The sequence below is a fragment of the Salinisphaera sp. SWV1 genome (assembly GCF_052044155.1).
GTDB lineage: Bacteria > Pseudomonadota > Gammaproteobacteria > Nevskiales > Salinisphaeraceae > Salinisphaera.
On the sequence record NZ_JBQDYE010000039.1, the window covers coordinates 12,776 to 38,286 of the forward strand.

Sequence of the window (25,511 nt, forward strand, 5' to 3'; positions counted from 1 at the left end):
CACATTCCGGGCCCGGACTGTATTGGGGTTTGCCCGGGCGCAGTTGAAGTAGGTCGGCTTGGGCCGTAGGCCGTAAGCCGACAACGGGCTGACCGGCGCGGCTGTTGGGTTGGCGTTGGCCCATGCCGTGTCGGTATGGCCGGCTCGGGGACTCGCGCTGCCGATGTCGGCTTGGGTAATGGGTACCGGGCCGCCCCGTGAGGGGTACGCATCACCGGCATGATCGGGGTGTTACCTGCGCCGAATTCCGATCGTCCGCCCTGCCTGCTCGGGCCATTGCCCATGCGCCCGCTGGCCGTAGCCATCGGCCGCCCACGCGACGTGATCGGGGAATGCCGTGCCACGGTGCGTGGCCCGGTCGATGGCCATGAGCATCTGTTCGCTGGTGGCGGCCAGGTGACCGTCACCACGATGAAGGGCGAGGAATAGATGAAACCGCTTGGCGTCGCGGTCGAGCACGGCAAGTTTCACGGTGAGCGGTTCGGCGGCTACGCATTCGGCGAGAAAACAGACATGCGACTCCAGCGTGAATGTGGTCACGCCGGTGGCATCGCGCGCGGCCTCGGTCAGGCCGATCGCTTCCCAGAACGCGTCCACCGCGAGCGAGAATACGCGGGCGTACTCGGCATCGTTCATGTGGCCGTTGTAATCCACCCATTCCGGGGCGACGCAGGTTTCGAGAATGACGTGATCCATGGCTTGGTGTTTCGAAAGACGGAGGCCGGCGTGCGAGCCGCAGATTAGACGGGTTTCGCCGAACAATACTCGGATTATTCGGGTCGGATGCCGGCGGCGAACATTGCCGATAGTCGACGAGCATCAAGTACCCGTCCGGAAATATCGACGCCGCCGGCAGCAATCGGCGTAATCCGCGGCATAGAAAAGAAGCGGTCTCCCAACCTAGATGCGCCCGGGCAGGCCTTCGGATTCCGGCCAGTATTTCTCGACCAGGGCGAGCAGGTCGGTCAGGAACGCGTCGCGCCGATGCTCGAGCCGGGCGACCGAGCGGCCGCCGGCCTGATGCTCGCAGCCCGCGACCACGCGATCGATCAGTTTGTCGGTCAGCTCCGGGGCTTCCAGTCTGGTCCAGGGCAGCTTCAGGGCCGGGCCGAATTGTTCGAGCATGTGCCGCATGCCCTGTTCGCCGCCGGCCAGATGGAAGGTGAGGAAGGTACCCATCAGCGACCAGCGCAGGCCGGCGCCATAGACCACGGCGGCATCGATTTCTTCCGTGGTCGCGACGCCGTCGTTGACCAGGTGCAACGCCTCGCGCCAGAGCGCTTCCATCAGCCGGTCGGCGATATGGCCCTCGATCTCGCGGCGTACGACCAGCGGGCGCATGCCCAGGCCGCGATACATCGCCTGCGCGGTCTGGATCATGTCGGGCGCGGTCCGTTCGCCGCCCACGATTTCCACCAGCGGCAACAGATAGACCGGGTTGAACGGGTGGGCGACGAAGACGCGTTCCGGGGCATGACCGCAGCCGGCGGCGAGTGGGGTTGGCTTGATACCGGAGGTGGACGAGCCGATCAGCGTATCCAGCGGCGTGGCGCCGTCGATGTGCGATAGCACGGTCTGCTTGAGTTCGAGCCGCTCCGGCACGTTTTCCTGCACCAGATCGGCATCCGCGACCGCGGCATCGAGATCGTCGGTCACGCGCCAGTTGCCGCGATCGGCGTGGGCCGCCAGGCCGCGCTTTTCCAGCGATGGCCAGGCGATGTCGAGGGTCCGGGCCAGCCGGCGGCGCGCGGTCTCGACGTCGGTGTCGTAGGCCACGACCTCGGCCCCGGCGGCCAGCGCGCGCACGGCCCAGCCGCAGCCGATGACACCGGTGCCAACGATGGCGACGTGCCTGGGCACGATAGCCTGTTTCTCGGTTGATTCGTTCATGCCGCGCTCCCGGTGTTCGCGCCGCGCAGGGCCAGACGATTGCGCGTGTCCTGCGGGCTCATGACGTCGCCGCCCAGGGCTTCGATGATCGCGCGCGCCTTGTCGACGAGCCCGGCGTTGTCGGCCTTCACACCCTTCGACAGATACAGATTGTCCTCCAGGCCCACGCGGCAGTGGCCGCCGGCGATCATGGCCTGGGCGACCATGGGCATCTGCATGCGGCCGATGCCGAAGGCGGCCCAGTGGGCGTTCGCCGGCAGTTTGTCGCGCATGGCAAGCACGGTCTGCGGATCGGCTTCCGCACCCCAGGGAATGCCGAGACAGAGCTGGAACAATGGGTCGCCGTCGATCAGGCCTTCGTCGATCAGCCGGCGGGCGAACCAGACATGGCCGAGATCGAAGCATTCGAGCTCCGGTTTTACGCCGGCGGCCTGGACCAGCGCGGCATGCTCGCGCAGCCAGTCGGCCGAGTTGAGGTACACCATGTCGCCGAAGTTGAGGCTGCCGCAGTCCAGCGTGCAGATTTCGGGCAGCATCTCGCCGATCGGCGCATGACGTTCGGACGGGCTCTGCAGGTCGGAACCGGCGGCGGCGCGAATCTGGCGGTCCTCGCCTTCGGCGCCGGTCAGTTCCGGGAACAGATCGCCGCCTCCGCCGGCGGTGAAGTTGAGCACGACGTCGGTGGCCGAATCGCGCACGCGATCGGCGATTTCGCGGAAATATTCACGTTTATGGCTGTGCGCGCCGGTCTCCGGATCGCGGACATGCACATGCGCGATCGAGGCCCCGGCTTCGGCGGCCTCGATGCAGGCGGTCGCGATTTCGGCCGGGGTGACCGGCACGTTCGGGTTCTTGCCGCGTGTGTCGCCGGCGCCGGTAACCGCACAGGTCAGAATCACCTGGGTGTTCATGCAGGCCTCGGTCGGTGGATCGTGGCCGGAGTATGATCTCCAGGCGCCGCGCGCGATCTGCGTGAAGCGTCGGTTTTTGTGCGAAAAGCGACGGCTCCGGGCTGATGCTTGCTTGCGCGCGGAACGGCCCGGAATTGCTGTATAGCCCAATGACGCGCACTATCTGCGCGCTCACCACGCGTTTTACGTGCGCCGCCCATGTCCGATGCCGTGCTCGACTCACGATGCAACTCGTGCCGCCCACCCGCGTCGGCGCGATGCGGCGGCGCGGCCTGTTCGTGAGCGGGGCAATACAACGCATGCGCCATGGGCCGGCGCCAGGGCGCTGGATATTGCTGATCGGGGTGTCGCTCGTGCTCGGGGTCGCGCTGCGCTGGTGCGGCTTGCCGGCGGGCTTCCTGCTGGGCCCGATGATCGCGGCGATCGCGCTTTCGGTCGCCGGTGGCGCGGTCGCTGTGCCGCGCGTGCCGTTTCAGCTGTCCCAGGCGGTGATCGGCTGCCTGATCGCGCGCACCATCACGCTGCCGATTCTCACCGAAATCGGCGCCCAGTGGCCGGTTTTTCTGGGCGGTGTGTTCTCGGTCATCGCCGTGAGCCTGATCATCGGGTGGCTGCTCACCAAGTGGCAGGTCCTGCCCGGGCCGACCGCGATCTGGGGTGTGTCGCCCGGCGCCGCGGTGGCGATGACGCTGATGTCTTCGGCCTACGGCGCCGACGCGCGACTGGTGGCGTTCATGCAGTACACGCGGGTGGTGATCGTGGCGTCCGCGGCCTCGATTCTGGCGGCGGTGCTCGCGCCATCGGCCGACGGCGGCGGCGCCGGGTCATGGTGGCCGTCGAGTGTGGCGGGGCGGGGCGGGACGTTGCTGGTTGTGGCTGTCGGGTTCGTCGTCGCCCGTTTGCTGCGTACGCCGGCCGGGCCGTTGCTGGCCGCCATCGTGATCGCCGCGCTCGCCCAGGATCTATTGGGGCTGAAACTCGAACTGCCCTTGCCCCTGCTGGCGGTGAGCTTCGCCTTCGTGGGCTGGGGCATCGGCATGCGCTTCACCCGATCGACGCTGTCGCACGCGGTGCGCGCCCTGCCGGCGGTGATCGCGTCGATCCTGATCCTGGTTCTGGTCTGCGGCGGGATCGCCGTGTTACTGGTCGTGTTCGCCGGCGTGGCACCGCTGACCGCTTATCTGGCCACCAGCCCGGGCGGCGCCGATACGGTGGCGATCATCGCCAGTTCCACACATGTGGACGTCGCCTACATCATGGCCATGCAGCTGGCGCGGTTCTTCGCCGTCATGCTCACCGGGCCGTTCCTGGCGCGCATGCTGACACGCTGGAGCGGGTACCATGCCGCCGACCGCGCATGAACTGACGCCTGCCTGTCGCCCGCATTCGGGGCATCCGGATCGCGGCGAGCGAGTATGCTGGGTAAACTAACGCGTATGGACGACAAATCCGCGAATACGGCGCGTCTTGTCGCGCTCGATTGGGGCACCTCGTCGCTGCGCGCCTGGCTGCTTGGCGACGATGGCGAAGTGATCGACGCGCGCACGGCGCGCCGCGGCATCATGCAGGTCGACAACGGCGATTTCGCCGGCGTCTACCGCGAGCTCATTGGCGACTGGGTCGCCGCGCACGGCGAGCTGCCGGCGCTGGCCTGCGGCATGATCGGCAGCCGCGGCGGCTGGGCCGAGGCGGCTTATGTCGATTGCCCGGCCGAGCTTGCCGGGCTGGCCGACCGGCTGCTACGGATCGACGCCGACCCGGTGGCGCTGCATGTGGTGCCCGGTGTGATGCAGCCGCCCGGCGGGCGCGCCTTGCCCGACGTCATGCGCGGCGAGGAAACCCAGGTGCTGGGTGCGCTGGCCGTGGCCCCCGAGCTGGCCGGGCGCGGCCTGCTGGTGTTGCCGGGCACTCATTGCAAGTGGGTGCATATCGCCGATCATCGGCTCGCGGCTTTCACCACCTACATGACCGGCGAGTTGTTCGCGGTCCTGCGTCGGCACTCCATCCTCGGCAAGCCGGCGGGCGAGCGCGAGACCGGTTTTGATGCCGTCGCGTTCGATCTGGGCGTGGACACGGCGCGCGCGACGGGGCACGCCGGCCTTGCCGCCGCGCTGTTTTCCACCCGTAGCCGGATGCTGGCCGGCGAGATCACAGCCGACGCCACGCCCGATTACCTGTCGGGCCTGTTGATCGGCGATGAACTGCGGAGTGCGATCGTCGGTCTCGACGGCGTGCCGCCGCTGCGCCTGATCGGCGACGCGGCATTGTGTGCCCGCTATCGCCGCGCGCTGGCACGGTTCGATGTCGACGATGTCGCCGAGATCCCGGATGCCGCTCGCCTGGGGTTGTGGCGTATCGCCGCGGCCGCCGGGCTGGTGACCACCTGATTCGATTTCCATGCGCCGGAGGCGCCCTCATGCTCAACGATTATCTTAAAGACCTGCCGCTGATCGCGATTCTGCGCGGCGTGAAGCCGAGCGAGATCGAGGCGGTGGGCCAGGCGCTGTTCGACGCCGGCTTCCGCGTGATCGAGATTCCGCTCAACTCGCCCGAGCCGTTGATCAGTATCGAAAGGCTATCGACGAAACTGGGCGCGGCCGCGCTGGTGGGGGCCGGCACGGTGCTGCAGCCCGAGCAGGTCGGCCAGGTGCGGGACGCGGGCGGGCGCATCATTGTTTCGCCCAATGCCAAGACAAGCGTGATCGAGGCCACGGTGCGCACCGGGCTGGCCAGCGCACCCGGCGTGGCCACGCCGACCGAGGGCTTCGCCGCGCTCGACGCCGGCGCGCATGCCCTGAAACTGTTCCCGGCCGAGGCGATCGGCCCGAACGTGGTCAAGGCCTGGCGGGCGGTGGTGCCGGCGGAGGTGCCGTTGATGCCGGTCGGCGGCATCGACCCCGACAACATGCAGGCGTTCGTGACGGCCGGGGCGACCGGCTTCGGCCTGGGCTCGGCTTTGTACAAGGCGGGCATGGATGCCGACACCGTCGCCGCCAACGCTCGTGCATTCGCTGCCGCGTGGGCGCGAATCTCACGCTGAAAAATCAAGATTGTCCGCAAGCGGTCCTGGCAATGATTTAAGGGCCGACAGGAAGCCTATGAAAATCACGAAACTCGAAACCTTTCTCGTCCCGCCGCGCTGGTGTTTTCTCAAGATCTCCACCGACGAGGGCATCGTCGGCTGGGGCGAGCCGGTGGTCGAGGGGCGGGCGGCGGCCGTGGCGGCGATGGTCGACGAACTTTCCGACTACCTGATCGGCGCCGATCCGCGCCGGATCGAGGACCACTGGACCGTGCTTTATCGCGGCGGGTTCTATCGCGGCGGGCCGATCCACATGAGCGCGCTGGCCGGTATCGATCAAGCCCTTTGGGATATCAAGGGCAAGGCGCTGGGCGTGCCGGTGCATGAACTGCTGGGCGGCAAGCTGCGCGATCGGATCAAGGTCTATTCCTGGATCGGCGGCGACCGGCCGGGCGATACCGCGGCCATGGCGAAGGAACGCGCCGGACTCGGCTTTTCCGCGATCAAGATGAATGCCTCGGAAGAGATGCAGTTCATCGACTCCCACGCCAAGGTCGATGGCGTGCTGGACAACGTGGCGGCGATTCGCGACGCGGTCGGCGCGCACTTCGGCATCGGTGTGGATTTCCATGGCCGCGTGCACAAGCCCATGGCCAAGGTGCTGATGCACGAACTCGAACAATACAACCTGATGTTCATCGAAGAGCCGGTGCTCTCCGAGCATTACGAGGCGTTGCCCGAGCTGGCCGCGCTGACCAGCACGCCGATCGCGCTCGGCGAGCGGCTGTTCTCGCGCTGGGACTTCAAGCCGATCCTGGCGGGCGGGCACGTCGACATCATCCAGCCCGATCCCTCGCATTCCGGCGGCATCACGGAGACGCGCAAGATCGCGGCCATGGCCGAGGCCTACGACGTGGCGCTGGCGCTGCATTGTCCGCTGGGCCCGATCGCGCTGGCGGTCAACCTGCAGCTCGATGCCGTGTGCTACAACGCCTTCATCCAGGAACAGTCGCTGGGCATTCACTACAACCAGTCCAACGACATCCTCGACTACATCACCAATCCGGAAGTCTTCGCCTACGAGGACGGTTTCGTGACGATTCCGGACGGGCCGGGCCTGGGGGTGGAGATCAATGAGGACTACGTCCGCGAACGCGCGGAAGTCGGTCACCGCTGGCGCAACCCGATCTGGCGCCATGCCGACGGCAGTTTTGCCGAGTGGTAGACGTTGGCCGGCCTCGCTCAGGGCTTTCGCGTTGCCGACAGCGCCGCGATGGGTGACTCTGCCTCGATCGGCGGCTATTCCGGCGGTGAGTCGTGCCTGCGGCTTGGCGTCGATTCATTCTGCCTCGTCATGGCAATGTTGGAGAATCTGAGCCTCGGATCGCGCCGCTACAGTGCCCGGAGGCGCATGCCGAAGGGCCCGTGGACTGACGCGCAAACATTCAATGCGTCGCCGGACGGGCCCGGGGCGTAGATTGGCTTACAAACCGTACGGAGAGTCTCCATGCAGCCCCTACCGAATGTCAGCCTCGTGTCGCGCTCGATCATTGCGATCGTCTGTCTACTGGCGGCCTCGACGGCCCTCGCGGCGTCCAACCACAACTCGATGACGCGCCAGTCCGGACCCTACACCCTCAACCTGAATCTGTTGCCCGCTGAGCCGTTCGTTGCGCCGAGCAAAGCCAATGACCCCGCGCATGCCGGTGCCATGGTCACCGGTTCCGGTGCCGCGCCGGTGCGACGTAACGGGCCGGCCCATCCGAATTACCATCTGGTGGTATTCATCTCGAAGCATGGACAGCCGGTTGAGCAAGCCAAGGTATCGATGCGTTATCGACAGCAGAACGGTGAGCATTGGCATAAGCTCCCGGTCACCCAGATGTGGATTGCCGGCAAGGGCCGGAGCACGATGCATTTCGGCAATAATGTGCATCTGGCGCCGGGCCGGTATCGGGTACAGGTTTCAGTGAACAACAGGCCGCCGGTCACCTTCAAGCTGAAGGCGTCGTAGTGTGTCCAGCGCTTATTCACCCGGCACAGAAATAGATGATTTTTCGGGTTGATAGCGCGCGTATGCGACCGCATGCTCGCCGCGGCCATCGGCCGCGAAGCCTTTGAAAATAAAAGACGGACAGGCGCCGGCTTTTATTTTTGAAGGCGTTGAAAACAGCTGATGAAGTCAGCTGTTTTGATGCCGGATTAATAGCGTGCGCGGCGTGTCATGAGCGTGTACGAGGCCGCGGCCAGTATGAAGCCGGCCAGGAAGGTGATGTCGCCGATCTGAGGAACGCGTCGCACGACCCAGCCGGTGAACAGTTCCTGGTTGGAGAACAGCAGGATGGAAATCGCCATGGCGAGGGCCATGGCGATCCCCCCGGCCGCACCGCGATGGCGGCGGTTGTAGAGCAGGCCATCGACGGCCTGGCCGCCGCGCAGGATCTGGTCGGCGAAGAACACTCCCAGCCAGGGGCCGATCCAGTAGGCGATGATCAGCAAAAACTGGGTGTATTCGTCGCCGGCGTCGCCGAGCGCCGACCACGCCAGCAAAAACCCGAGCGCGCCGAAAACCAGGGCGACGGCGGCCCGGCGCAGCCGCAGCGGCAGGCGAATGCCGAGGGTCAAAAAGGCCATGGCGCCGGAATAGGTGTTCAGTATATTGGCGGCGATCGCGCCGACGGCGATCGCCAGCAGTGTCAGTCCGGCCACGGGCTGGGGCAGCTGGCTGGTGAAGGCGCCCGCCGGATTGCTCAGCGAGGTGCCGCCGGCGGTGACCGAGGCGGCGCCGGCGGCCTCCATGACCAGGCAGGCGACAAACAGACCGCTACCGGCGAATAGCCCGACCGTGCGCGGGCTGGTGTCGCGCGGTAGATAGCGGGTGTAGTCGGCGGCATAGGGGTTCCAGCCGGCGCTGTAGCCGAAGGCCGTGCCGATCGTCAGCAAAAACGCGCCGGGGACGGGATGGCCCGGGGCCGCGGGCTGGGCCTTGGCAAACAGGATGACGGCGGCGACGCCAAAGATCAGACCCAGCGCCAGCACGACATAGCGTTCAAAGGTTTGCACCAGATTGTGGCCGAAGAATGCGATGGCGATTTGCAGGGCCACGATCACCACCAGGCTGGCCAGGGTGGACAAACCGGTCAGGGCGTTCAGCGCGAATGCCGCGCTCACGCTGTTGACCGCGAACCAGCCGATGCCGGCGGTGACCGCCATCAGCGTGGCGGGCAGCAGGTTGCCGCGGTAGCCGAAGGCCGCGCGCCCCAGCACCATTTGCGGGGCGCCGTAACGCGGCCCGCGAGCCGAGAGAAAACCGTGGGCGATGGCGCCCAGCCCGGTGCCCAGCGCCAGCGCGAGTATCGCCGACCCGAACGAAAGACCGAACACCGCGACCGCGAGCACGCCGATAAACGCGGTGGCGAATTCCAGATTCGGCGAGGCCCAGGTCCAGAACAGTTGCAGCGGGCGGCCGTGCCGTTCGGTATCGGCGATGCGTTCGATGCCTCCGGGCTCGACGGCCAGGACCCGGTCGCCGTATTGGCCGGGGCGAAGAGGGCCGAGTTCGGTGTCGGCGTTGTGGAGATCGGTCACGTCAGCCTCGCGGCAGTGGCGGTCGGAACAGGAGATGCGCAGCAAATTTCGGGCCAGCGCGCCCGGCGGGTGGTGGCGTCCCGGTTGTGTACATGACCGGGGCGCGGAGGGCGGCAGGCGCGTCCGCCGCCGGCATGTCCGCCCGCCAGGCGCCGGCCCGGACAGGCATCGTCGCACGCCAGGCCGAACCTGCCAGGCGAAGGCTTTATATGCCTTGCCGTGCGTTGGTCGGAATCCGGCGGCATGTACACGCGTGTTGCCGCGGGTCCGCACGGATTGAGGCCATACCAATAGGTCGGTTGTACCCGGCGTTGCTTTACGCTTGTCATGGGCGACAGTTTGCCATCGTTCGCGCGGTTGCCTGCGATCCGGGTGAGTGTCCTGTAGCTTCAATGTCCTGCCCTGTGGCCCGGGCGAGCGCCTCGAAGGGCGGGCCTGAGTGCAGGCCACGTCGCCCTATGGGCACAGGCTTGCAAGCGAATTCTGCACGAATCTTCTAGCCCGCTGGGCCGGGGCCGGTTAGCTTGACCTGGATTTTCATGCCACACCATGTGCCGAGATGTCGCTGAAGTCCGCTACCGCCAACGACTGGGTCGAACTGCGCCGCGATACCGAGACCGGCATCGAGACGTTGCGTGCCCATTTCGAAGGCCATGCCTACGATCCGCACTGGCACGACGTGTATCTCGTGGGCGCGACCGAGGTCGGCGTGCAACAGTTCCGTTGCCGCGGCCGCCGCAATGTGAGTACGCCGGGGCAGGCGTTTCTGCTCACCCCGGGCGAGATTCACGACGGCGATGCGCCGGAGGCCGGCGGCTTCACCTATCGCACGATGTATATCGAACCGGCCTGGTTCGAATGCTGGCTGGGCCGGCTGATGGATGACGCGCCATCGGCCGGCGAGCCCATGTTCGATGCCACGCTGGCCGGCGATGCCCGGCTGGTGACGGCCATCGGCCGGGCGGTGGGTGCGCTGCACGACGCCGACTTGCGCATGGCGCGCCATGCCGCCCTCGACGATCTGTTGCTGGCCCTGGGCCGTCACGTCGACTGGCGCCTGGCCGATGCGCGGGCCGACGATCCGCCGTCGCTGGCGGTCCGGGCCCGGGATTATCTGCATGCGCACGCAACCGACGACATCGGCCTGGACGATCTGGCCGATGCCCTCGGCGTAAGCCGGTTTCGCGCGACGCGCGTGTTCAAGGCCGCTTATGGCATGCCGCCGCATGCGTATCTCGTTCAGTTGCGGCTGGTTCGCGCCCGCCGTCGCTTGATGGCCGGCGAAGACCCGGCCGAGACCGCGGCCGCACTCGGCTTTGCCGATCAATCGCATCTCGGGCGCTGGTTTCAGCGCGCCTATCGTCTGAGCCCGGCCGCTTATCGCCGGCGCTGTACGAATACTCCAGACGCCTAGCCCGGCCCGCGCGCATCCTCGCCGGACGTTTTCGTTCGAGTCGAGAAGTCATGCGTTCATCGACAAGCCAGGGGCAGATGAGGCCGCGCCGGGCGCGGGCCTCATGATCGGTTTCACATTGTTCGCCATCGTCGCTTCATTCACACCGGGCCCGACCAATATTCTGGTGATGGCCAGTAGTGCGCGGCGCGGGCTGGGCGCGACCCTGCCGCTGGTGATGGGGGCGGCACTGGGCGTGGCCGGCATGGTCTGGGCCGCCGGGCTGGGCCTGGCCGCGCCGCTTGTCGCGTATCCGGCTATTCACCATGTACTGACCGCGATCGGCATGGGCTGGCTTGGGTGGCTGGCGTGGCAGCTGTTTCGCAGCGCCGGCGAGCCGGTGGCAGCCGATCGCACGCCCGAAGTCGCGCTCGGCCTGTTGACGGGCGCCGGGCTGCAACCGGTCAGCCCCAAGGCCTGGATGATGGCGCTCGCCGTGGCCGGCGTATTCGCGCCCGGCGATGCGGGCGGCGCGAGTCTGCGTGCTCTGGTGTTCCTGATCGTGGCGATGGCCGGTCTGGCCACCTGGGGTGTGCCGGGGCGCTATGGTATCGGCAGCCGGGGTCGCCATCGCCGCCTGTTCAATCGGGCGATGGCGTTATTGCTGGTGGTCGCGGCCGGGTTGTCGATTCGGGTTTGAGACGGTGGCCGGGCGCCGGGCGCCGGGCCCGGATTCGCGTTCACGCCGATACGTCCGGCGGTTCGCCTGGCACGCACTGCACGAAGATCACGACCGGCTGCAAGCGGTCCGGGTAGTCAGACGCCTGGTAGGCAGTCAGCGGCATGCCGAAGTCGGGACGATCGAATGGCCAGGGCGCGAATCGGATCACGCCGTCGGCTGCGATCTCGTAGCTGACGTCGGTCTCGTCGCGGGCGTCGCGATGGGCCGGGACGCGCACGTGGCGCGGTCCGCGGTGCTCGAAACCCAGATCGAAGGCGACCGTATCGCAAAACCGGGTGATGTGATCGGCCCACTCGAAGTCGGCGTCCGAATAAGAGGTTTCGCCCTGGCGTTCCGCGATTGCCCCGTCCAGCCGCTGGACCAGCGCCTGAACCGCCGGCGTTTCCGGCGTGCCGATCAGGCGGCGCAGATGCCGCTTGGCCACGGCATCGGTGATCGGGTCGTCGTGGCGCGTGGCCACGCCACGCTCGACGATCGCTTGCCATTCGGCATCGCCGTAAGTGCCGAGCGGGTGGTTGTCGAGCGGGCCATAGTGCCAGTCGTGCAGGGCGACCCCGCGGGCGAATGCCTTGAAGTCGAGCGCGGGGCGGTCGAAGCGCGCGTTGCCCCAGTGCACCGCGAGCAGACCACTGAAAAGCGAATGCTCGAGCTGCGGCAGTATGCGTTCGCGATGGCGGGATCGAAACATAGTGCGTTACCCGGTGGGAAGCCAGCCCGGCCACCATCCCACGGTGACCAGAATTTAACGCGTTCTTCGGCACTACATGCCGTGCTTGATACCGCGGTCGATCAACCACCAGTTGGCCGGATAGGCGGTGGCAAAGCCGATGGCCATGGCGATCTGCATCATGAACCAGAACACCGCCGAGCCGGCGTCGGGTTCTTGTGGCAGAAGCACGAGCGAGGCCCATGCCATCCACCCGTACATGCCGATCTGGAAGGCGATCAATGACAGCGTATCGGCCTTGACGGCGTTGACGAGCGCCTTGACCGGGTTGGTCTCGCCCATGCTCATGGCCGGCAGGAACTGGAACAGGATGCCGAACAGATAGGCGGCCACGAACTCGGCGGTGAAATGCCCGAGCAGGGTAGAGCCGAGCACGGTGAAGCCGGTCAGCGCCACGACCGGAATGGCTACCGAATCACCCAGCGTACAGCCGCCGCCGCAGTGGGTTACACCAACGAAGACGCTCTGCCAATGGGGCTTGGGCGCGTGATGATGACCGCCGCCGCCATCGTCGCCATGGCCGTGACCGTGATGCGAATCGTGATGCGCGTGAGCGTGGCCGCCGCCGCGCGGCATGCCGTCGGGTTGACCCATCGCCTTGTAAATCCACCAGCCGACGACCGGGAAATAAAGGCCGGTGATCGGCCAGGTGACGTTCATGACGTTCATGTGCTGCGGGCGTTGATAACAATCGATCGCGATGGCGGCGCCGGTGACGATTCCCAGCGCGATGACGATCCAGGACAGGGCAGTGAGTGTCATAAGCGGTTGATCCTTATCCAATCGAGCCCAGATTCAATGCCGGGATCGCGGCGCCGTTGCCACGGTCGCACGATTTGACGATGCCCGGCAGCGGGCATAAGCTTTGTATTGAGCATACCCCACCCCAGGAGGGGTGGATCAAGCCAAGGAGAACCCTTATGACACGACTCAGGATTGAAGGCATGAGCTGTCAGCATTGCGTGGCGGCTGTCAACGAGGCGTTGGCCGAGGTCGACGGCGTGGAACGCGTGGTGCAGGTCGATCTGGATTCCGGTGTGGCCGAAGTCGAGGGCGACGCGGATACGCAGGCGTTGCTGGCCGCGGTGCGCGAGGAAGGCTACGAAGCCACGATGGCGTAATGGCCGATACCACCCAGCAGCCTTGTAATCATCTGGCGATCGAGCCGGGCGTGCGCGAGGACGCCACGGCCCGGCTGCGATCGATTCGCGGCCACGTCGACGGCGTGTTGCGCATGCTCGAGCGCGACGATGTCTATTGCGTGGATGCCCTCAAGCAGATCAAGGCAGTGCAGGGCGCGCTCGCCAAGACCGGCGATCTGATCCTGCGCGGTCATCTCAAGCATCACGTGGTCACCGCCCATGAGCGTGGCGACGAGGACGCCATCGTCGCGGAATTGATGGACGTTCTGAAATACCGCTGATTCAACGACAGCCGAGTACGGCATGAGCGAAGCCCAACACGACCAAACCCTGGAATTCGGCATCGACGGCATGATGTGCGGCGCTTGCGTCGCCCGCGTCGAGAAGAAAATCCGCAAGGTGTCGGGTGTTACCGAGGCGTCGGTGAATCTTGCCACCGAGCGTGCGAAGGTGACGCTCGAGGCCGGCTCCAACGCCCCCGCGGCCGTGTTTAGGGCGGTCGAGAGCGCCGGTTACACACCGGTGGCGGAAGAGATCGAGTTCGGTGTCGACGGCATGACCTGCGGCGCCTGTGTGGCCCGGGTGGAGAAGAAGCTGGCGCGGCTCGACGGCGTGCTCGAGGCCACGGTGAATCTCACCACCGAGCGGGCCCGGGTGCGTTATCTGCCCGGGCAGGTCGACCCGCCGGCGATGTTCGCCTGTGTGGAGAAAGCGGGCTATACGCCGGTCGCGCTGGACGACCAGGACGCTGGGGACGCCGAAAACGAAGATTCAGAGGCAGACGAGCTCAAGCACGCATTGCTTTTGTCCGCGGTGTTCACCGTGCCGCTGTTCGTGATCGCCATGGCCCGCATGCTGCCCGGCGTGGGCGCCGCGATGAACGCGCTGGCGCCGCCGATCGCCTGGACCATCATCGAGTTGGTGCTGGCGACGCCGGTGCAGTTCTATGCGGGCTCGCGTTTCTATCGACTGGGCTGGGGCGAACTCAAGCATGCGGCGCCCGGCATGAACAGCCTGGTGCTGATCGGCTCCAATGCCGCGTATTTCTATTCGCTGGTGGCGTTTGCGCTGCCCACGATTTTTCCGGCCGGTGCCGCGCATACCTATTTCGATGCCGCCGGCATGATCGTCACCCTGATTCTGCTCGGGCGCTATCTCGAAGCCCTGGCGCGCGGGCGCACCTCGCAGGCGGTCCAGGGCCTGATGAAGCTCCAGGCGAGGACGGCGCGCGCGAAGCGCGAAGGCGAATGGCGGGAAATCGATGTCGGTGAACTCGTCCGGGGCGACCGTATTGCGGTGCGCCCCGGCGAGCGTGTGCCGGTCGACGGCAGTGTCGTCGCGGGCGAAAGTTATGTCGACGAATCAATGATCTCGGGCGAGCCGGTGCCGGTCGCCAAGCAGACCGAAGCGCAGGTCATCGGTGGCACCGTGAACGGCGCCGGCACGCTGGAAATCGAGGCGACCGGCGTCGGCGGCGATACGGTGCTGGCCGGCATCATCCGCATGGTCGAACAGGCGCAGGGCGAAAAACCGGCGATCCAGGCCGTGGCCGACCGCATCGCCGGCGTGTTCGTGCCCATCGTGATGGCGGTGTCGGTGTCCACGTTCATCGGCTGGCTGGTCTTCGGGCCGAGCCCGGCGCTGGCGCTGGCCTTCGTCGCGGCGGTGTCGGTGCTGTTGATCGCCTGTCCCTGCGCCATGGGTCTGGCGACGCCGACCGCGATCATGGTCGGTACCGGCCGCGGCGCGGCCATGGGTGTGCTGTTTCGGCGCGGCACGGCGCTGGAGCAGCTGGCGCGCGTGGATACCGTCGTGCTGGACAAGACCGGCACGCTGACCGAGGGCGCACCGTCGCTGACCGAATTCGAGACCTGCGCCGGTTTCGAGACCGACGACGTGCTGCGGCAGATTGCCGCCGTGGAAGCGGTCAGCGAGCATCCGATCGGACGGGCGATCGTGAAAGCGGCCGCGGACCGCGGCCTGGCTGTGCCCGAGGCTCGGGATTTCACGACCCACACCGGCCAGGGCGTGGCCGCCGTGGTCGACGGCCGGGAAATCCAGGTCGGGGCGGCGCGCTTCATGGACAGCCTGGGCGTCGATCATGCGCCCCTGACCGAGCGTGCCGATGCGCTGGCCGCGGCCGCGCGTACACCGCTGTACGTGGCGATCGACGGTGAACTCGCCGCGTTGGTGGCCGTGGCCGATCCGGCGCGCGGCGAGGCGGCCGACATGATCGCCGCACTGCATGACCGGGGTATTGAAGTGGCCATGCTCACCGGCGACAACGCGGCGACCGCACAGGCGATTGCGGCGGAGCTGGGCATCGATCGTGTGGTGGCGGGCGTGATGCCGCAGGCCAAGGCCGACGAAATCAAGCGCCTGCAGGGTGACGCGCGTACCGTGGCGTTCGTCGGCGACGGCATCAACGATGCGCCGGCACTGACGCAGGCCGATGTCGGCATCGCGGTTGGCTCGGGCACGGATATCGCCATCGAAGCGGGCGACGTGGTGCTCATCCGCGCCGATCTGTCGGGCGTGGTCAACGCGCTGGCGCTGGCCGGCCGCACGATGCGGACCATTCGCATCAACTTCGGCTGGGCGTACGGCTACAATGTTTTATTGATCCCGCTCGCCGCCGGGGTGTTCTACCCGCTGACGGGCTGGTTGCTCAACCCGGCCATCGCGGCCGCGGCGATGAGTGTTTCGAGTATCTTTGTGCTGACGAACTCGCTGCGCCTGCGGCGCTTTTCGGCGGTACTGGCGCCGGTGGCCACCGCCGCTTCGGCGCAACCGCCGGCTGCGGCGAACACGGCGAACATGCCGAACGCGGCCTGAGGCGCCGGCGGCCCGGGCAGGGCATCATGCGGGCAAGAACCGATAGACCGTGGTCTGGGTGTATTTCTCGCCCGCGGCCAGTTGGGTGCCGGGGAATGCCGGCTGGTTGGGTCCGTCCGGGAAATGCTGCGCTTCGAGGGTGAAGGCGGCGTACCGGTCGTAGACGGCGCCGCGCTTGCCGGTCATGCTGCCGTCGAGCCCGTTACTCGTATACACCTGCACACCGGGCTCGGTGGAATACATTTCCAGCGCGCGGCCCGATGCCGGATCGACCACGCGTACCGCGAGACGGTTCGGATCGCCGGCGCTGGCCAGCACCCAATTGTGATCGTAGCCGCCAATGCCTGCCAGTGCCGGATCGTCGAGGTCCCGGCCGAACGGTTTCGGCCGGGTGAAGTCCAGGGCGCTGTCGGCCACCGGGGTCAGTTCGCCGGTGGGAATGAGGGCTTCGTCCACGGCGGTGACATGGTTGGCGTGGATCATCGCAATCTGGTCCTGGATGGTGCCACTACCGGCGCCAGCAAGATTGAAGAAGGCGTGGTTGGTGAGATTGATCACCGTCTCGGCGTCAGCCACGGCGGAATAATGCAGCCGGAGATTGTTGGCATTATCGAGCGTGTAGCGCAGGGTGACGGCGAGATTGCCGGGAAAGCCCATGTCGCCGTCGGGCGAAAACAGCGTGAGCTCGACGCCCACGGCATCGCCCTCGTCGATCGGGGCCGCAGCCCAGACGTGCCGATCGAAACCGCGCTCGCCGCCGTGCAGCGTGTTTGCGCCTTCGTTCGTCGACAGTTGATGGCGCCGGTCGCCGAGCTCGAATGCACCGCCGGCGATGCGGTTGCCGTAGCGGCCGATGGTGGCGCCGAAATAACTGGCGCCGGGTTGCAGATAGTCGTCGACGCGGTCGAAGCCGAGCACGACATCGGCCAGCCGCCCGTTCTTGTCCGGTACGTCGAGCGCCTGAATGCGGGCGCCGTGGGTGAGGATCGCCACCCGCATGCCGCGGCGGTTGGTCAACTGATAGCGATCGACACGCTCGCCGTCGGGGGTGGAAGCGAATTCGTCGCGGGTGACCGCGAGGCGGTCGGGCAGGGCGTGGGACATGGCAGCTCTCGCGTGTTGTCGATTGATCGGCGGTGACGCCATCGCTCGGTTGGGCCTGTCATTCGTGAAAGTCGGCAACCACGCGCCGCCGGCCGAGCATCAGGGCATCGGCGACGTGGACGAACGGCCGCAGATCGATATCCGAGCGGCCTTCGTCCAGCAGGCTTGCGAACCGGGCATAGACGCCAGCGTATTCGTCCTTGTCCTCGTCGATACGCACTTCGCCGTCCACCCGCATCCGCCCGCCGCCTTCCTCGAGAAGAAGCTCGCCTTCCTCGGTCTTGACGCGCATCTGCCAGCACGGATCGCCCTTGTGGCGGAAGTCCAGAATGGCGTCGACCGGGGCGCCGGCTGTATCCTGGAACGACAGTTTCGCCGCAATCGGCGTGGCGCAGTTGCCCGGTACATCCAGGCTGGCCTCGCGCAGGGCGAACGGGCGCACCAGGATATGCGTGGCGATGGACAGGGCGTTGATGCCTGGGTCGAACACGCCCAGGCCGCCGGGCTCCCAGATCCAGTCCTGGCCCGGATGGAAGACCGTGACATCTTCACGCCAATCGATCTCCACCGCGGTCACCGTCTGGGTCGCCAGCCATTCGCGTGCGGCCTCGATGGCCGGGGCATGGCGCGAATGCCAACTGGCGTAGAGGGTGACGCCGGCGGTGGCCGCGCGTTGTTCCAGGTCGTCGACTTCCGACAGCGTGATACCCGGCGGCTTTTCGAGCAGTACATGCAGACCGGCCTCGATGGCCTGGCAGGCCATGGCGAACCGGTGTTGCGGCGGCACGCAAAGGGCCACGGCATCGACATCGACATCCGCGGCCAGCAAGGCGTCAAAATCGGTGAAGTGCGCCGGCGTGGCCGCGGGATCGGATTGCAGTTGCGGATCGACGGTGGCCACCAGATCGAAGTCGGCGCTGGCGGCGAGCGCCGGCCGGTGTTGATCGCGGGCAATTTTGCCAAAGCCGATCATGGCGATGCGGGTGCTCATAGGCTCGCTCTCGGGTTGAATGGGGCGCTCGCGCGGCCGGGTACGTCGACCTTCATGGCAAACAGGGATCCCGACTCCGGCCATTCTGACAACATGGCGGCGCTCATGTTCTCGCGCGCGGTCGTCACGAATAATGTGCGGCCATCCGGGCCGCCGAAGGCCGGCATGGTCGGCTGCAATGCGGCCAGCGGATAGCGTGCCACGAGGCGTCCTTCGGGATCGAAACGGGCAACCGCCGCGCCGCCGAACAGGGCGGTCCAGTAGTGATTCTCGACATCGACGGCCGCGCCGTCCGGGCTGCCCTCGATATCGAGCGCGTTCAGATCGATCCATGTCTCGCCGGGCCCGATGTCGCCGGTGGCCGGGTCGAAGGCGTGCCGGCGAATGATGCGGGTGGGCGTATCGGTGTGGTACATCCAGCGGCCGTCGGTCGAAAACGCCAGGCCGTTGGTGATCGTCATGCCGCCGATGCGCGGTACCAGGGCGTGGCCGTCGTAGCAGTAGAGCGATGCATCGGCGGCGGCCTGGGTTTCATTCATCGTGCCGATCCAGAAACGCCCCGCCGGATCGCAACCGCCGTCGTTGAAACGATGATCGTCGGTGTCCTCGGGCGCCTGTGCCAGACAGACCTGCCGGCCGCCCGCCGCGTCGAGATGCCAGAGGCCGGATCTCAGGGCCGCCACCAGCCCGCCGTCGGCATGCCGCACCACGCAGGTAATGGCCTCGTCGTATTCGACCACGCTGTGCTCGCCGGTGGCGAAATGCAACCGGTGCAGGGCGCCGCCGAGGATGTCTACCCAGTACAGGGCGTTGTATTCGGGGTGCCAGAGCGGGCCCTCGCCGAGTCCCATTGCCAGTGTCAGATGCGGGGTGAGCGTGTCGCTCATGAAAGCTTGTCCTGTTCAAGGCGAGTGCGTAGCGCCGCGGTGCTCTGATCGATGACGTCGGCAAAGTTCTGATCGATATCGACGCGGATCGCTTCGTCCGCGCCGGGCGCTTCGAGGGTGTCGAACTGCGATGTGAGCATCTCCGAGGAGAAGAAATGCTTGCGTCGCTGCATGCGCCCCAGAATGACATCGAAGCTGCCGTCCAGGTACAGGAACAGCAAACCGGGGTCGGCCTCGCGGAGTTGGTCGCGATAGATGCGCTTGAGCGAAGAGCAGCCGATCAGCAGAGGTTCGTTCTTGTCGTGATTGTCGCGAATCAGGTCGGTAAGCACCGCCAGCCAGTCGGCTCGATCGTCGTCGCTCAGGGGTTCGCCGCGCGACATCTTGTCGATGTTGGCCCGCGGATGATATTTGTCGCCGTCGATGTATGGCACGCCAAGCGCGCTGCCGACCGCTTCACCGACGGTGGACTTGCCGCTGCCCGACACACCCATCACGACCACGCGTCGATCGAACTTCGGGGGCGGGGTGTCGGAGGGTGGGGTATGGGTCATGAATGCGCATCCGGTCGGTGCATGGGTGGCGTCGCCCGGCATTCTTCCAAAGCCCCCGGCCCGCCGCAAGCGCGGGCCGGACGGTCGGTTCAGGCGTTGGCTTGCCTGGCGGCGTTGCGATATTCGTTGACCACGATATCGGTCAGCTCCTGGACCGATGTGTCTGCGGTGGCCTTGTTGAAGGTGATACGGCCGTTCTGCAGCAGATTGACACGATCGCAGACGTCGAAGATCTGGCCGTAGTTGTGCGCGATGATGATGATCGAGACCTCGCCCTTGGCTCGAAGCCGGTTGATCACATCGAGGATCATCGCCCCTTCCTTGGCCCCCATGGCCGCGGTCGGCTCGTCCAGCAGGAGCAGGCGCGAGTTCGAGTAGACCGATCGCGCGACCGCGACCGCCTGCCGCTGGCCGCCTGAAAGCTGTTCGACCGGCACGTCCACCGAGGGAATGTTGACGCCGATATCGAGCAGCGCTTCGCGTGCCTTCTCACGCATCGGCTTGTTATTGAGGATCGCCAGGGGGCCGCCCGTAAGCGATTCCCGTTGCAGGAACATGTTGTGGTAGACATTGAGTTGCGGAATCACTGCCAGATCCTGATGCACACAGTCGATGCCCAGCGAGCGCGCGTGGCTGACCGAGTGCAGGTGCACCTCCTTGCCGTCGTAGACGATGCGCCCCCGGGTCGGCTGATGAAGCCCGCAGAGGATCTTCATCAACGTCGACTTGCCGGCCCCGTTGTCGCCGAGCAGGCCGAGCACTTCGCCCTTGCCGACCGTCAGGTTGACCTCTTCCAGGGCCGTGACGTGGCCGAACTCCTTGGCCACGTTCTCGACCTGCAGCAATGGTTGGTTTTTCTCCGTCATGATTGCTTCCCGAAGAATTTGAAGAAGTATTTGAAGCGGCCGATATGGACGTTGACGATCATGGTCACGAGGATCGCGCCGCCCAGAATCATGTCGAAGGTGTAGGCCGAGACACCGGCCAGGGTGAAGCCGTCCTTGAGCATGCCGATGACCACGGCGCCAAAGAATGCGCCGATGATGGTGCCGACACCGCCGGCCAGCAGGGTGCCGCCGATGACGGCCGAGGCGATGCACATGAACATGATCTGCGTACCGCCGGCCAGTGGCGTGATCGATCCGGTCTGGAAACTGTCCAGAATGCCGCCGAAGCCGGCCAGCATGCTGCAGACCGTGAAATTACGAACCTTGACGAAGGTTACCCTGATGCCGGCCTCGGTCGCCCCGTTCAGGTTGCCGCCGACCGCGATCGTATGCAGCCCCCAGCGCGTGCGCGTGAGGATGAACTGAAACACGATGGCGATGAGCAGGGCCCAGCCGAGTTGCGCGAAGGCGCTGCCGCCGAAGATCGTGGTCAAGAATGCGCCGGCCTGCGGCTGCACCGGATAGCCGCCGGAGATGGTCAGCGTGAACCCGTTGAGCATGAAAAGCATGCCCATCGTGGTCACGAACGAATGGATCTTGAGCAGTTCGGTGATCAGGCCGTTGAGCAGGCCCACCACGCCGCAGGCCAGCAGTGCGAGGATGATCGCGGCGACGACTGGGATGCCGGCGCTGTGCGCGTAGAACATCACGAACGGCGCCATCGCATAGACCATGCCCACGGACAGGTCGAGTTCGCCGCTGATTAGAACCAGCACTTCGCCGGCTGCCAGAACGGCGGTCGCCGCCGTGTACTGGCCGAGCGTGCCGATATTGTCGGGTGAGAGGAAAACGCCGCCCGTGGTGGACTGGAAATAGATGGCGAGCAGGATACCCGCAATGACGATGCTGGCTTCACGACGCGCGAATGTGGCGATGACCGCACGACGCCAGGAACCCTGGCGTCGTGCTGCTTCATCGGACCGCCCCTTCGGTCGATGCGTCGGATCAGCTTTGGATTGTGTTGCCATAGATTACACTTACACTCAGGTCGAGATGGCGCCGGACCGGGACAGGACTTTTTCCTTGCTTGAGTTGCCCTCGAAACGGCTCTTGGTGTTCAGGTACTCACCGACATTGTCCTTGGTCACGAATTTGAGACCGGTGTTGACGTTGGCGATACCGCTGAGACCACCCGAGATCTGATACAGATACAGTTCCATCACCGGGATGAAGCCCTGCAGATAGGGCTGCTGGTCGATGGTGAAGCTGAGATCGCCACTCTCGATGCCGTCGAGCGTGCCGGGAAGCATGTCGAAGCCGCCGGCCTTGACGCCTTTCTTGGCCAGATCGTGCTTCTTCATGGTCTTGGCCACACCTTCGGTGCTGCCGGCATCGACCGCGAACATGCCCTTGATGTTGCGATGCCCGAGGTAGAACGACTCGATGCGCGAGAACTCCTCGTTGACCGTCGGCCCGCTGGCGACCTCGTGCAGCGTGATGTTCTTGCCGGACTCCTTGATCGCCTGCTTGGCGCCGTTCAGACGCGGCTGGATGTTGAGCTGGCCCGGCGTGGCGATAAAGCCCACGACGTCGCCCGAGTCGACTTCATCGACGATTCGCTGGCCGAGCGCCTTGCCCGCATCGAACAGCTTCTGCCCGATATACGCCATCCGATTGTTATCGACATCGGCGTTGTAGGACACCACCGGGATACCGGCCTTGAGCGCGCGGTCGATCGGCTTGTTGAACGCATGCTGGTCGACCAGTGCCACCGCGATACCGTCGACGCCGGAGGAGATCGCGGCGTCCATGGCATTGACCATGACGCTGGCCTCCGATTTCTGTGACCCCGTCCACTGATAGCTGCACCCGAAGGCCGCACAGGCATCGGCGGCACCGTACTGGGTCGGCACGAAGAACGGGTTGGTGGTCACATGGTTGATGAATACGAACTTGTATTTCGGATGATCCGGCAGGTTCGCATTGTGTTTGCCTGCCGCGAACGCCGCGGGTGAAATCCCCATTCCGGTCAGCGCGGCCAGGCCGGCGCCGCCGCTCAGGGCCCCGTGCAGGATTCGGCGACGGCTGACGTCGATGTTTTTGTCGTTGTGGTCTGATGAATCGCTCATTTTTTTCTTCCTCCGGTTTGACGCATACATTCCTGGCCAGGGACAGAATCGGCCGGCCACGGGTCGCGGTCGGCCGATCGCCGCTGACTTTACTCAGGCAGGAACTTGAAGATCGTCGTGGACGTGAACTTCTTGCCCGCTTTCAGTTCGGTGGTCGGATACGACGGGTGATTCGGCGAATCCGGATAATGCTGGGTCTCCATGGTGAAGGCGCTCCAGTGGTGATAGGTCTTGCCACCTTTACCCTCGTATTTACCGTGGATGAAGTTCGAGGTATAGACCTGCACGCCCGGTTCGGTCGTGTAGACCTCCAGCTCGCGACCGGACTTGGGGTCGGTGACGCGGGCGGCCAGCGCGTCGAGATTGCCGTTGGTATCGAGGACCCAGTTGTGGTCATAGCCGCCCTGTTTGGGTTCCGCGCGCATCAACTGGGTGGTCTTGGCGTGAATGCGCTCGCCAAAGGTGTGCGGGGTGGTGAAGTCGAACGGGGTGCCCTTGACCGCGCGGGCCGAGCCGAGCGGGATTTCGGTCTTGTCGATCGGGCTGTACTTATCGGCATTGATCATCGCGACCTCGTTGAGGATCGAACCGCTGCCGGCACCTTCCAGATTGAAATAAGTGTGGTTGGTGAGATTGATCACCGTGTCCTTGTCACTGACCGCCGAATAGTGGATCCGCAGATCGTTGTCGTTATCCAGCGTATAGCGCACCGTGGTCACGAGATCGCCCGGGAACCCCATTTGTCCGTCCGGCGACAGGTAGGTCATCTCCACCCCGACCGTGCCGTGCGGGTGAATTTCCTGGGCCTGCCAGACCTGCTGCTGGAACCCCTCGGGCCCGCCGTGCAACGTATTCGGGCCGTTGTTTTTCGGCAGGTTATAGGTATGACCGTCGAGGGTGAACTGGCCGTTGGCGATGCGGTTGGCGTATCGGCCGATGGTCGCGCCCATATACTGGTTTTTGTGTATATAGCCCTCGACGTTGTCGAAACCCAGGGCCACGTCGGCGACATTGCCGTCCTTGTCCGGGACCTTGATGGACTGAATCCGGGCGCCGAAGGTGATGATGTCCACCGACATGCCGTTGCGATTGGTCAGTTGATAACGCTTGACCTCCTGCCCCTGTGGCGTCTTGCCGAAATCGCTTTCGGTGACGGCCAGATGCGAGTTCTGGCTGCCGCTGTCGTTGCTCGCGCTGCTGTTGTCGTTGGAAGCCAGGGCCGGGCCGGCGACCAGCAGGGCCGCCAGTACGGTGGCGCTGCCGCCCAGCCCAAGGCCTCGGGCGAGTTTGGATTCGTGTGTCATGGTTTTCTCCTCCGTGTTGTCGTCGCGAATAACGCCTTTTCAGGCGAAGACGAACTTTTGTTATATCGACGGCGCGCATGGCGCCGCCGTTTTTTGGGTGGGGCTCGTCAGTCCAGGACTTGAACGGCCCCGGGGGCGAGCGCCGGTCGGGCGGTGCCCACCGTGTTGCGTAGCGGTGCGCCGAAGATCGGTGATTCGATCTCGAACACATCGCCGACGCGGGTGGAAATATTGTCGGCAAAGGACAGCGTGGCCGTGCCGAAGAAATGCACGTGCACATCGCCCGCGCCGAGAAATTGTCGATACTTGAAGTGGTGGTACTCGAGGTTTTCGAGGCTGTGGCACATATGCGCCTCGCCCGACAGGAAGGGCTTTTCCCACAGTACCGCGCCGTCGCGCCGGATGCGGCTCATGCCTTCCACCGACTGCGGCAGTTCGCCGGTCAGCAATACCGGGCCGAAGCTGCAATAACGCAGCTTGGAGTGCGCCAGATAGAGATAGTTCTCGCGCTCGGTGACGTGATCGGAGGTTTCGTTGCCGAGGGCATAACCGACGCGCCAGGGCGTGCCGTCGTCAGCCACGACGTACAGTCCGGCGATCTCGGGCTCTTCGCCCAGATCCTTGCCGAACTCCGGCGCCGGAATCTCGCCGCCCGGGCGGGCGACGATCCGGCCGTCGCCCTTGTAGAACCATTCCGGCTGTACGCCGGGTTGTCCCGGCGCCGGGCGGCCGCCTTCGAGCCCCCAGTTGAACACCTTCATCGAGTCCGTGAGTTTGTCCGGATCGGGCTGGGCCTGGCCGGCCTGGTGCATGGCGTTGCGGGTATCCGCGCTGCCGGTGTGGGTCAGCCCGGTGCCGCTGATCAGGCAATGCGCCGGATCGTCGTGATCGAGCGGCGGCAGCACGCGACCGGCGGCCAGCAGGGCTTCGAGGCTTTCGATGCCGTCGGCCATGCCACGGGTTTCGGCCTCGGCCGCCAGGCCGTGGCCGGCATGGATCGCGGCCAGCGCCAGTTCGCGGACCGTGCGGGTATCGGCAATGGTGGTCACGCGGTCGGCGTCCACGACGCCGACGCGTCGTTGACCGGCTGCGGTTTCGTATTGAATCAGCTGCATGGCGTGCTCCGGATCGCTTACAGGCTGGCCGTCGTCATATCGCCGTTCACCAGCCGCCGAATACCCAGCGGATTGTCATCGGCGAGCGCCTTGGGCAGCACGGCGGCCGGCGCACTCTGGTAGCAGACCGCGCGCAGATAACGGTTGATCGCCAGCGTACCGACCGACGTGCTGTGGAAATCGGTGGTCGCCGGATACGGTCCGCCGTGGACGATCGCATCGTTGACCGCCACCCCGGTCGGGAAGCCGTTGAACAACACCCGCCCGGCGCGCCGCGACAGTGCCGTGAC

Annotated in this window: 25 protein-coding genes and 1 pseudogene; 10 read left to right on the forward strand and 16 right to left on the reverse strand. The window is 65.7% G+C overall.

Annotation, left to right across the window (positions count from 1 at the left end; translation table 11 throughout):
• Positions 1-231: 231 nt before the first annotated feature.
• From ACS8YF_RS16095 to ACS8YF_RS16105, 3 genes are all read right to left on the reverse strand, one after another.
• Positions 232-696 carry a thioesterase family protein gene (locus tag ACS8YF_RS16095; RefSeq protein WP_440851168.1) on the reverse strand — a complete coding sequence of 155 codons (465 nt, stop codon included), beginning with the start codon at positions 694-696 and terminating at the stop codon, positions 232-234.
• A gap of 204 nt (positions 697-900) precedes the next feature.
• A complete protein-coding gene (locus ACS8YF_RS16100; protein ID WP_440851169.1) occupies positions 901-1,890 on the reverse strand; it encodes a 3-hydroxyacyl-CoA dehydrogenase NAD-binding domain-containing protein in 990 nt (329 codons plus the stop codon).
• Positions 1,887-2,801, reverse strand: a complete 915-nt coding sequence (locus ACS8YF_RS16105) for a 3-keto-5-aminohexanoate cleavage protein (protein WP_440851170.1) — start codon at positions 2,799-2,801, stop codon at positions 1,887-1,889. The genes ACS8YF_RS16100 and ACS8YF_RS16105 overlap by 4 nt, the downstream gene beginning before the upstream one ends.
• A 233-nt stretch (positions 2,802-3,034) precedes the next feature.
• On the opposite strand from ACS8YF_RS16105, the gene ACS8YF_RS16110 reads away from it, so the two are divergent.
• From ACS8YF_RS16110 to ACS8YF_RS16130, 5 genes are all read left to right on the forward strand, one after another.
• On the forward strand, positions 3,035-4,162 hold the full coding sequence (locus ACS8YF_RS16110) for an AbrB family transcriptional regulator (protein WP_440851171.1): 1,128 nt from the start codon (positions 3,035-3,037) through the stop codon (positions 4,160-4,162).
• Positions 4,163-4,216: 54 nt separating this feature from the next.
• Positions 4,217-5,188 carry a 2-dehydro-3-deoxygalactonokinase gene (locus ACS8YF_RS16115; protein ID WP_440851172.1) on the forward strand — a complete coding sequence of 324 codons (972 nt, stop codon included), beginning with the start codon at positions 4,217-4,219 and terminating at the stop codon, positions 5,186-5,188.
• Between the two features lie 29 nt (positions 5,189-5,217).
• Positions 5,218-5,841: a 2-dehydro-3-deoxy-6-phosphogalactonate aldolase gene (locus ACS8YF_RS16120; protein WP_440851173.1), complete on the forward strand. Its 624-nt coding sequence runs from the start codon at positions 5,218-5,220 to the stop codon at positions 5,839-5,841.
• 58 nt (positions 5,842-5,899) lie between these two features.
• Positions 5,900-7,048: a galactonate dehydratase gene (gene dgoD / locus ACS8YF_RS16125; RefSeq protein WP_440851174.1), complete on the forward strand. Its 1,149-nt coding sequence runs from the start codon at positions 5,900-5,902 to the stop codon at positions 7,046-7,048.
• 282 nt (positions 7,049-7,330) lie between these two features.
• Positions 7,331-7,837 carry a hypothetical protein gene (locus tag ACS8YF_RS16130; RefSeq protein WP_440851175.1) on the forward strand — a complete coding sequence of 169 codons (507 nt, stop codon included), beginning with the start codon at positions 7,331-7,333 and terminating at the stop codon, positions 7,835-7,837.
• Positions 7,838-8,025: 188 nt separating this feature from the next.
• Here ACS8YF_RS16130 and ACS8YF_RS16135 read toward each other — a convergent pair whose 3' ends face one another.
• On the reverse strand, positions 8,026-9,411 hold the full coding sequence (locus ACS8YF_RS16135; protein ID WP_440851176.1) for a purine-cytosine permease family protein: 1,386 nt from the start codon (positions 9,409-9,411) through the stop codon (positions 8,026-8,028).
• Between the two features lie 559 nt (positions 9,412-9,970).
• On the opposite strand from ACS8YF_RS16135, the gene ACS8YF_RS16140 reads away from it, so the two are divergent.
• Together ACS8YF_RS16140 and ACS8YF_RS16145 are read left to right on the forward strand one after the other, a co-directional pair.
• Complete coding sequence (locus ACS8YF_RS16140; RefSeq protein WP_440851177.1) at positions 9,971-10,825, forward strand: AraC family transcriptional regulator; 855 nt, start codon at positions 9,971-9,973, stop codon at positions 10,823-10,825.
• A 103-nt stretch (positions 10,826-10,928) separates the two neighbouring features.
• Positions 10,929-11,504, forward strand: coding sequence for a LysE family translocator (locus ACS8YF_RS16145; RefSeq protein ID WP_440851178.1), 576 nt, complete (start codon positions 10,929-10,931; stop codon positions 11,502-11,504).
• 40 nt (positions 11,505-11,544) lie between these two features.
• Here the strand turns inward: ACS8YF_RS16145 and ACS8YF_RS16150 are convergent, their stop codons facing one another.
• Together ACS8YF_RS16150 and ACS8YF_RS16155 are read right to left on the reverse strand one after the other, a co-directional pair.
• Positions 11,545-12,234, reverse strand: a complete 690-nt coding sequence (locus ACS8YF_RS16150) for a hypothetical protein (RefSeq protein WP_440851179.1) — start codon at positions 12,232-12,234, stop codon at positions 11,545-11,547.
• A 72-nt stretch (positions 12,235-12,306) separates the two neighbouring features.
• Complete coding sequence (locus ACS8YF_RS16155) at positions 12,307-13,035, reverse strand: DUF4396 domain-containing protein (RefSeq protein WP_440851180.1); 729 nt, start codon at positions 13,033-13,035, stop codon at positions 12,307-12,309.
• Between the two features lie 158 nt (positions 13,036-13,193).
• Here ACS8YF_RS16155 and ACS8YF_RS16160 point away from each other — a divergent pair, with 158 nt between their 5' ends.
• The 3 genes from ACS8YF_RS16160 to ACS8YF_RS16170 are packed head-to-tail and all read left to right on the forward strand — an operon-like array spanning position 13,194 to position 16,250.
• Complete coding sequence (locus ACS8YF_RS16160) at positions 13,194-13,394, forward strand: CopZ family metallochaperone (RefSeq protein ID WP_109994181.1); 201 nt, start codon at positions 13,194-13,196, stop codon at positions 13,392-13,394.
• Complete coding sequence (locus ACS8YF_RS16165) at positions 13,394-13,696, forward strand: metal-sensitive transcriptional regulator (protein WP_109994182.1); 303 nt, start codon at positions 13,394-13,396, stop codon at positions 13,694-13,696. The genes ACS8YF_RS16160 and ACS8YF_RS16165 overlap by 1 nt, the downstream gene beginning before the upstream one ends.
• Before the next feature lie 22 nt (positions 13,697-13,718).
• Positions 13,719-16,250: a heavy metal translocating P-type ATPase gene (locus ACS8YF_RS16170; RefSeq protein WP_440851181.1), complete on the forward strand. Its 2,532-nt coding sequence runs from the start codon at positions 13,719-13,721 to the stop codon at positions 16,248-16,250.
• Positions 16,251-16,274: 24 nt separating this feature from the next.
• Here ACS8YF_RS16170 and ACS8YF_RS16175 read toward each other — a convergent pair whose 3' ends face one another.
• From ACS8YF_RS16175 to ACS8YF_RS16220, 10 genes and pseudogenes are all read right to left on the reverse strand, one after another.
• Entirely contained in the window at positions 16,275-17,354 is a 1,080-nt protein-coding gene (locus tag ACS8YF_RS16175; protein WP_440851182.1) for an aldose epimerase family protein, read from the reverse strand.
• A 58-nt stretch (positions 17,355-17,412) separates the two neighbouring features.
• Positions 17,413-18,345 carry a Gfo/Idh/MocA family protein gene (locus ACS8YF_RS16180; protein ID WP_440851183.1) on the reverse strand — a complete coding sequence of 311 codons (933 nt, stop codon included), beginning with the start codon at positions 18,343-18,345 and terminating at the stop codon, positions 17,413-17,415.
• Positions 18,342-19,232, reverse strand: coding sequence for an SMP-30/gluconolactonase/LRE family protein (locus ACS8YF_RS16185; RefSeq protein WP_440851184.1), 891 nt, complete (start codon positions 19,230-19,232; stop codon positions 18,342-18,344). Before ACS8YF_RS16185 ends, ACS8YF_RS16180 begins: the two co-directional genes overlap by 4 nt.
• Positions 19,229-19,786, reverse strand: coding sequence for a gluconokinase (locus ACS8YF_RS16190; protein WP_440851185.1), 558 nt, complete (start codon positions 19,784-19,786; stop codon positions 19,229-19,231). The genes ACS8YF_RS16185 and ACS8YF_RS16190 overlap by 4 nt, the downstream gene beginning before the upstream one ends.
• An 89-nt stretch (positions 19,787-19,875) precedes the next feature.
• Positions 19,876-20,652 carry an ATP-binding cassette domain-containing protein gene (locus tag ACS8YF_RS16195; protein ID WP_440851186.1) on the reverse strand — a complete coding sequence of 259 codons (777 nt, stop codon included), beginning with the start codon at positions 20,650-20,652 and terminating at the stop codon, positions 19,876-19,878.
• Positions 20,649-21,701, reverse strand: a complete 1,053-nt coding sequence (locus tag ACS8YF_RS16200) for an ABC transporter permease (RefSeq protein ID WP_440851187.1) — start codon at positions 21,699-21,701, stop codon at positions 20,649-20,651. The genes ACS8YF_RS16195 and ACS8YF_RS16200 overlap by 4 nt, the downstream gene beginning before the upstream one ends.
• 15 nt (positions 21,702-21,716) lie before the next feature.
• A complete protein-coding gene (locus tag ACS8YF_RS16205) occupies positions 21,717-22,802 on the reverse strand; it encodes a sugar ABC transporter substrate-binding protein (RefSeq protein ID WP_440851188.1) in 1,086 nt (361 codons plus the stop codon).
• 89 nt (positions 22,803-22,891) lie between these two features.
• A complete protein-coding gene (locus tag ACS8YF_RS16210) occupies positions 22,892-24,106 on the reverse strand; it encodes an aldose epimerase family protein (protein WP_440851189.1) in 1,215 nt (404 codons plus the stop codon).
• A 107-nt stretch (positions 24,107-24,213) separates the two neighbouring features.
• Complete coding sequence (araD1, locus tag ACS8YF_RS16215; RefSeq protein WP_440851190.1) at positions 24,214-25,221, reverse strand: AraD1 family protein; 1,008 nt, start codon at positions 25,219-25,221, stop codon at positions 24,214-24,216.
• A 17-nt stretch (positions 25,222-25,238) separates the two neighbouring features.
• Positions 25,239-25,511: pseudogene (locus ACS8YF_RS16220) on the reverse strand (aldehyde dehydrogenase (NADP(+))); the annotation flags it as partial.

Excerpts from the sequence above, each read along its gene's own strand:
- ACS8YF_RS16165 (WP_109994182.1), top strand. The coding sequence starts at position 13,394 with ATGGCCGATACCACCCAGCAGCCTTGTAATCATCTGGCGATCGAGCCG.
- ACS8YF_RS16175 (WP_440851182.1), bottom strand. The coding sequence starts at position 17,354 with ATGTCCCACGCCCTGCCCGACCGCCTCGCGGTCACCCGCGACGAATTC.
- ACS8YF_RS16145 (WP_440851178.1), top strand. The coding sequence starts at position 10,929 with ATGATCGGTTTCACATTGTTCGCCATCGTCGCTTCATTCACACCGGGC.
- ACS8YF_RS16130 (WP_440851175.1), top strand. The coding sequence starts at position 7,331 with ATGCAGCCCCTACCGAATGTCAGCCTCGTGTCGCGCTCGATCATTGCG.
- ACS8YF_RS16200 (WP_440851187.1), bottom strand. The coding sequence starts at position 21,701 with ATGGCAACACAATCCAAAGCTGATCCGACGCATCGACCGAAGGGGCGG.
- ACS8YF_RS16195 (WP_440851186.1), bottom strand. The coding sequence starts at position 20,652 with ATGACGGAGAAAAACCAACCATTGCTGCAGGTCGAGAACGTGGCCAAG.
- ACS8YF_RS16095 (WP_440851168.1), bottom strand. The coding sequence starts at position 696 with ATGGATCACGTCATTCTCGAAACCTGCGTCGCCCCGGAATGGGTGGAT.
- ACS8YF_RS16120 (WP_440851173.1), top strand. The coding sequence starts at position 5,218 with ATGCTCAACGATTATCTTAAAGACCTGCCGCTGATCGCGATTCTGCGC.
- ACS8YF_RS16115 (WP_440851172.1), top strand. The coding sequence starts at position 4,217 with ATGCTGGGTAAACTAACGCGTATGGACGACAAATCCGCGAATACGGCG.
- ACS8YF_RS16185 (WP_440851184.1), bottom strand. The coding sequence starts at position 19,232 with ATGAGCGACACGCTCACCCCGCATCTGACACTGGCAATGGGACTCGGC.
- ACS8YF_RS16180 (WP_440851183.1), bottom strand. The coding sequence starts at position 18,345 with ATGAGCACCCGCATCGCCATGATCGGCTTTGGCAAAATTGCCCGCGAT.
- ACS8YF_RS16105 (WP_440851170.1), bottom strand. The coding sequence starts at position 2,801 with ATGAACACCCAGGTGATTCTGACCTGTGCGGTTACCGGCGCCGGCGAC.
- ACS8YF_RS16155 (WP_440851180.1), bottom strand. The coding sequence starts at position 13,035 with ATGACACTCACTGCCCTGTCCTGGATCGTCATCGCGCTGGGAATCGTC.
- ACS8YF_RS16210 (WP_440851189.1), bottom strand. The coding sequence starts at position 24,106 with ATGACACACGAATCCAAACTCGCCCGAGGCCTTGGGCTGGGCGGCAGC.
- ACS8YF_RS16170 (WP_440851181.1), top strand. The coding sequence starts at position 13,719 with ATGAGCGAAGCCCAACACGACCAAACCCTGGAATTCGGCATCGACGGC.
- dgoD (WP_440851174.1), top strand. The coding sequence starts at position 5,900 with ATGAAAATCACGAAACTCGAAACCTTTCTCGTCCCGCCGCGCTGGTGT.
- ACS8YF_RS16150 (WP_440851179.1), bottom strand. The coding sequence starts at position 12,234 with ATGTTTCGATCCCGCCATCGCGAACGCATACTGCCGCAGCTCGAGCAT.
- ACS8YF_RS16100 (WP_440851169.1), bottom strand. The coding sequence starts at position 1,890 with ATGAACGAATCAACCGAGAAACAGGCTATCGTGCCCAGGCACGTCGCC.
- ACS8YF_RS16140 (WP_440851177.1), top strand. The coding sequence starts at position 9,971 with ATGTCGCTGAAGTCCGCTACCGCCAACGACTGGGTCGAACTGCGCCGC.
- ACS8YF_RS16160 (WP_109994181.1), top strand. The coding sequence starts at position 13,194 with ATGACACGACTCAGGATTGAAGGCATGAGCTGTCAGCATTGCGTGGCG.
- ACS8YF_RS16205 (WP_440851188.1), bottom strand. The coding sequence starts at position 22,802 with ATGAGCGATTCATCAGACCACAACGACAAAAACATCGACGTCAGCCGT.
- araD1 (WP_440851190.1), bottom strand. The coding sequence starts at position 25,221 with ATGCAGCTGATTCAATACGAAACCGCAGCCGGTCAACGACGCGTCGGC.
- ACS8YF_RS16190 (WP_440851185.1), bottom strand. The coding sequence starts at position 19,786 with ATGACCCATACCCCACCCTCCGACACCCCGCCCCCGAAGTTCGATCGA.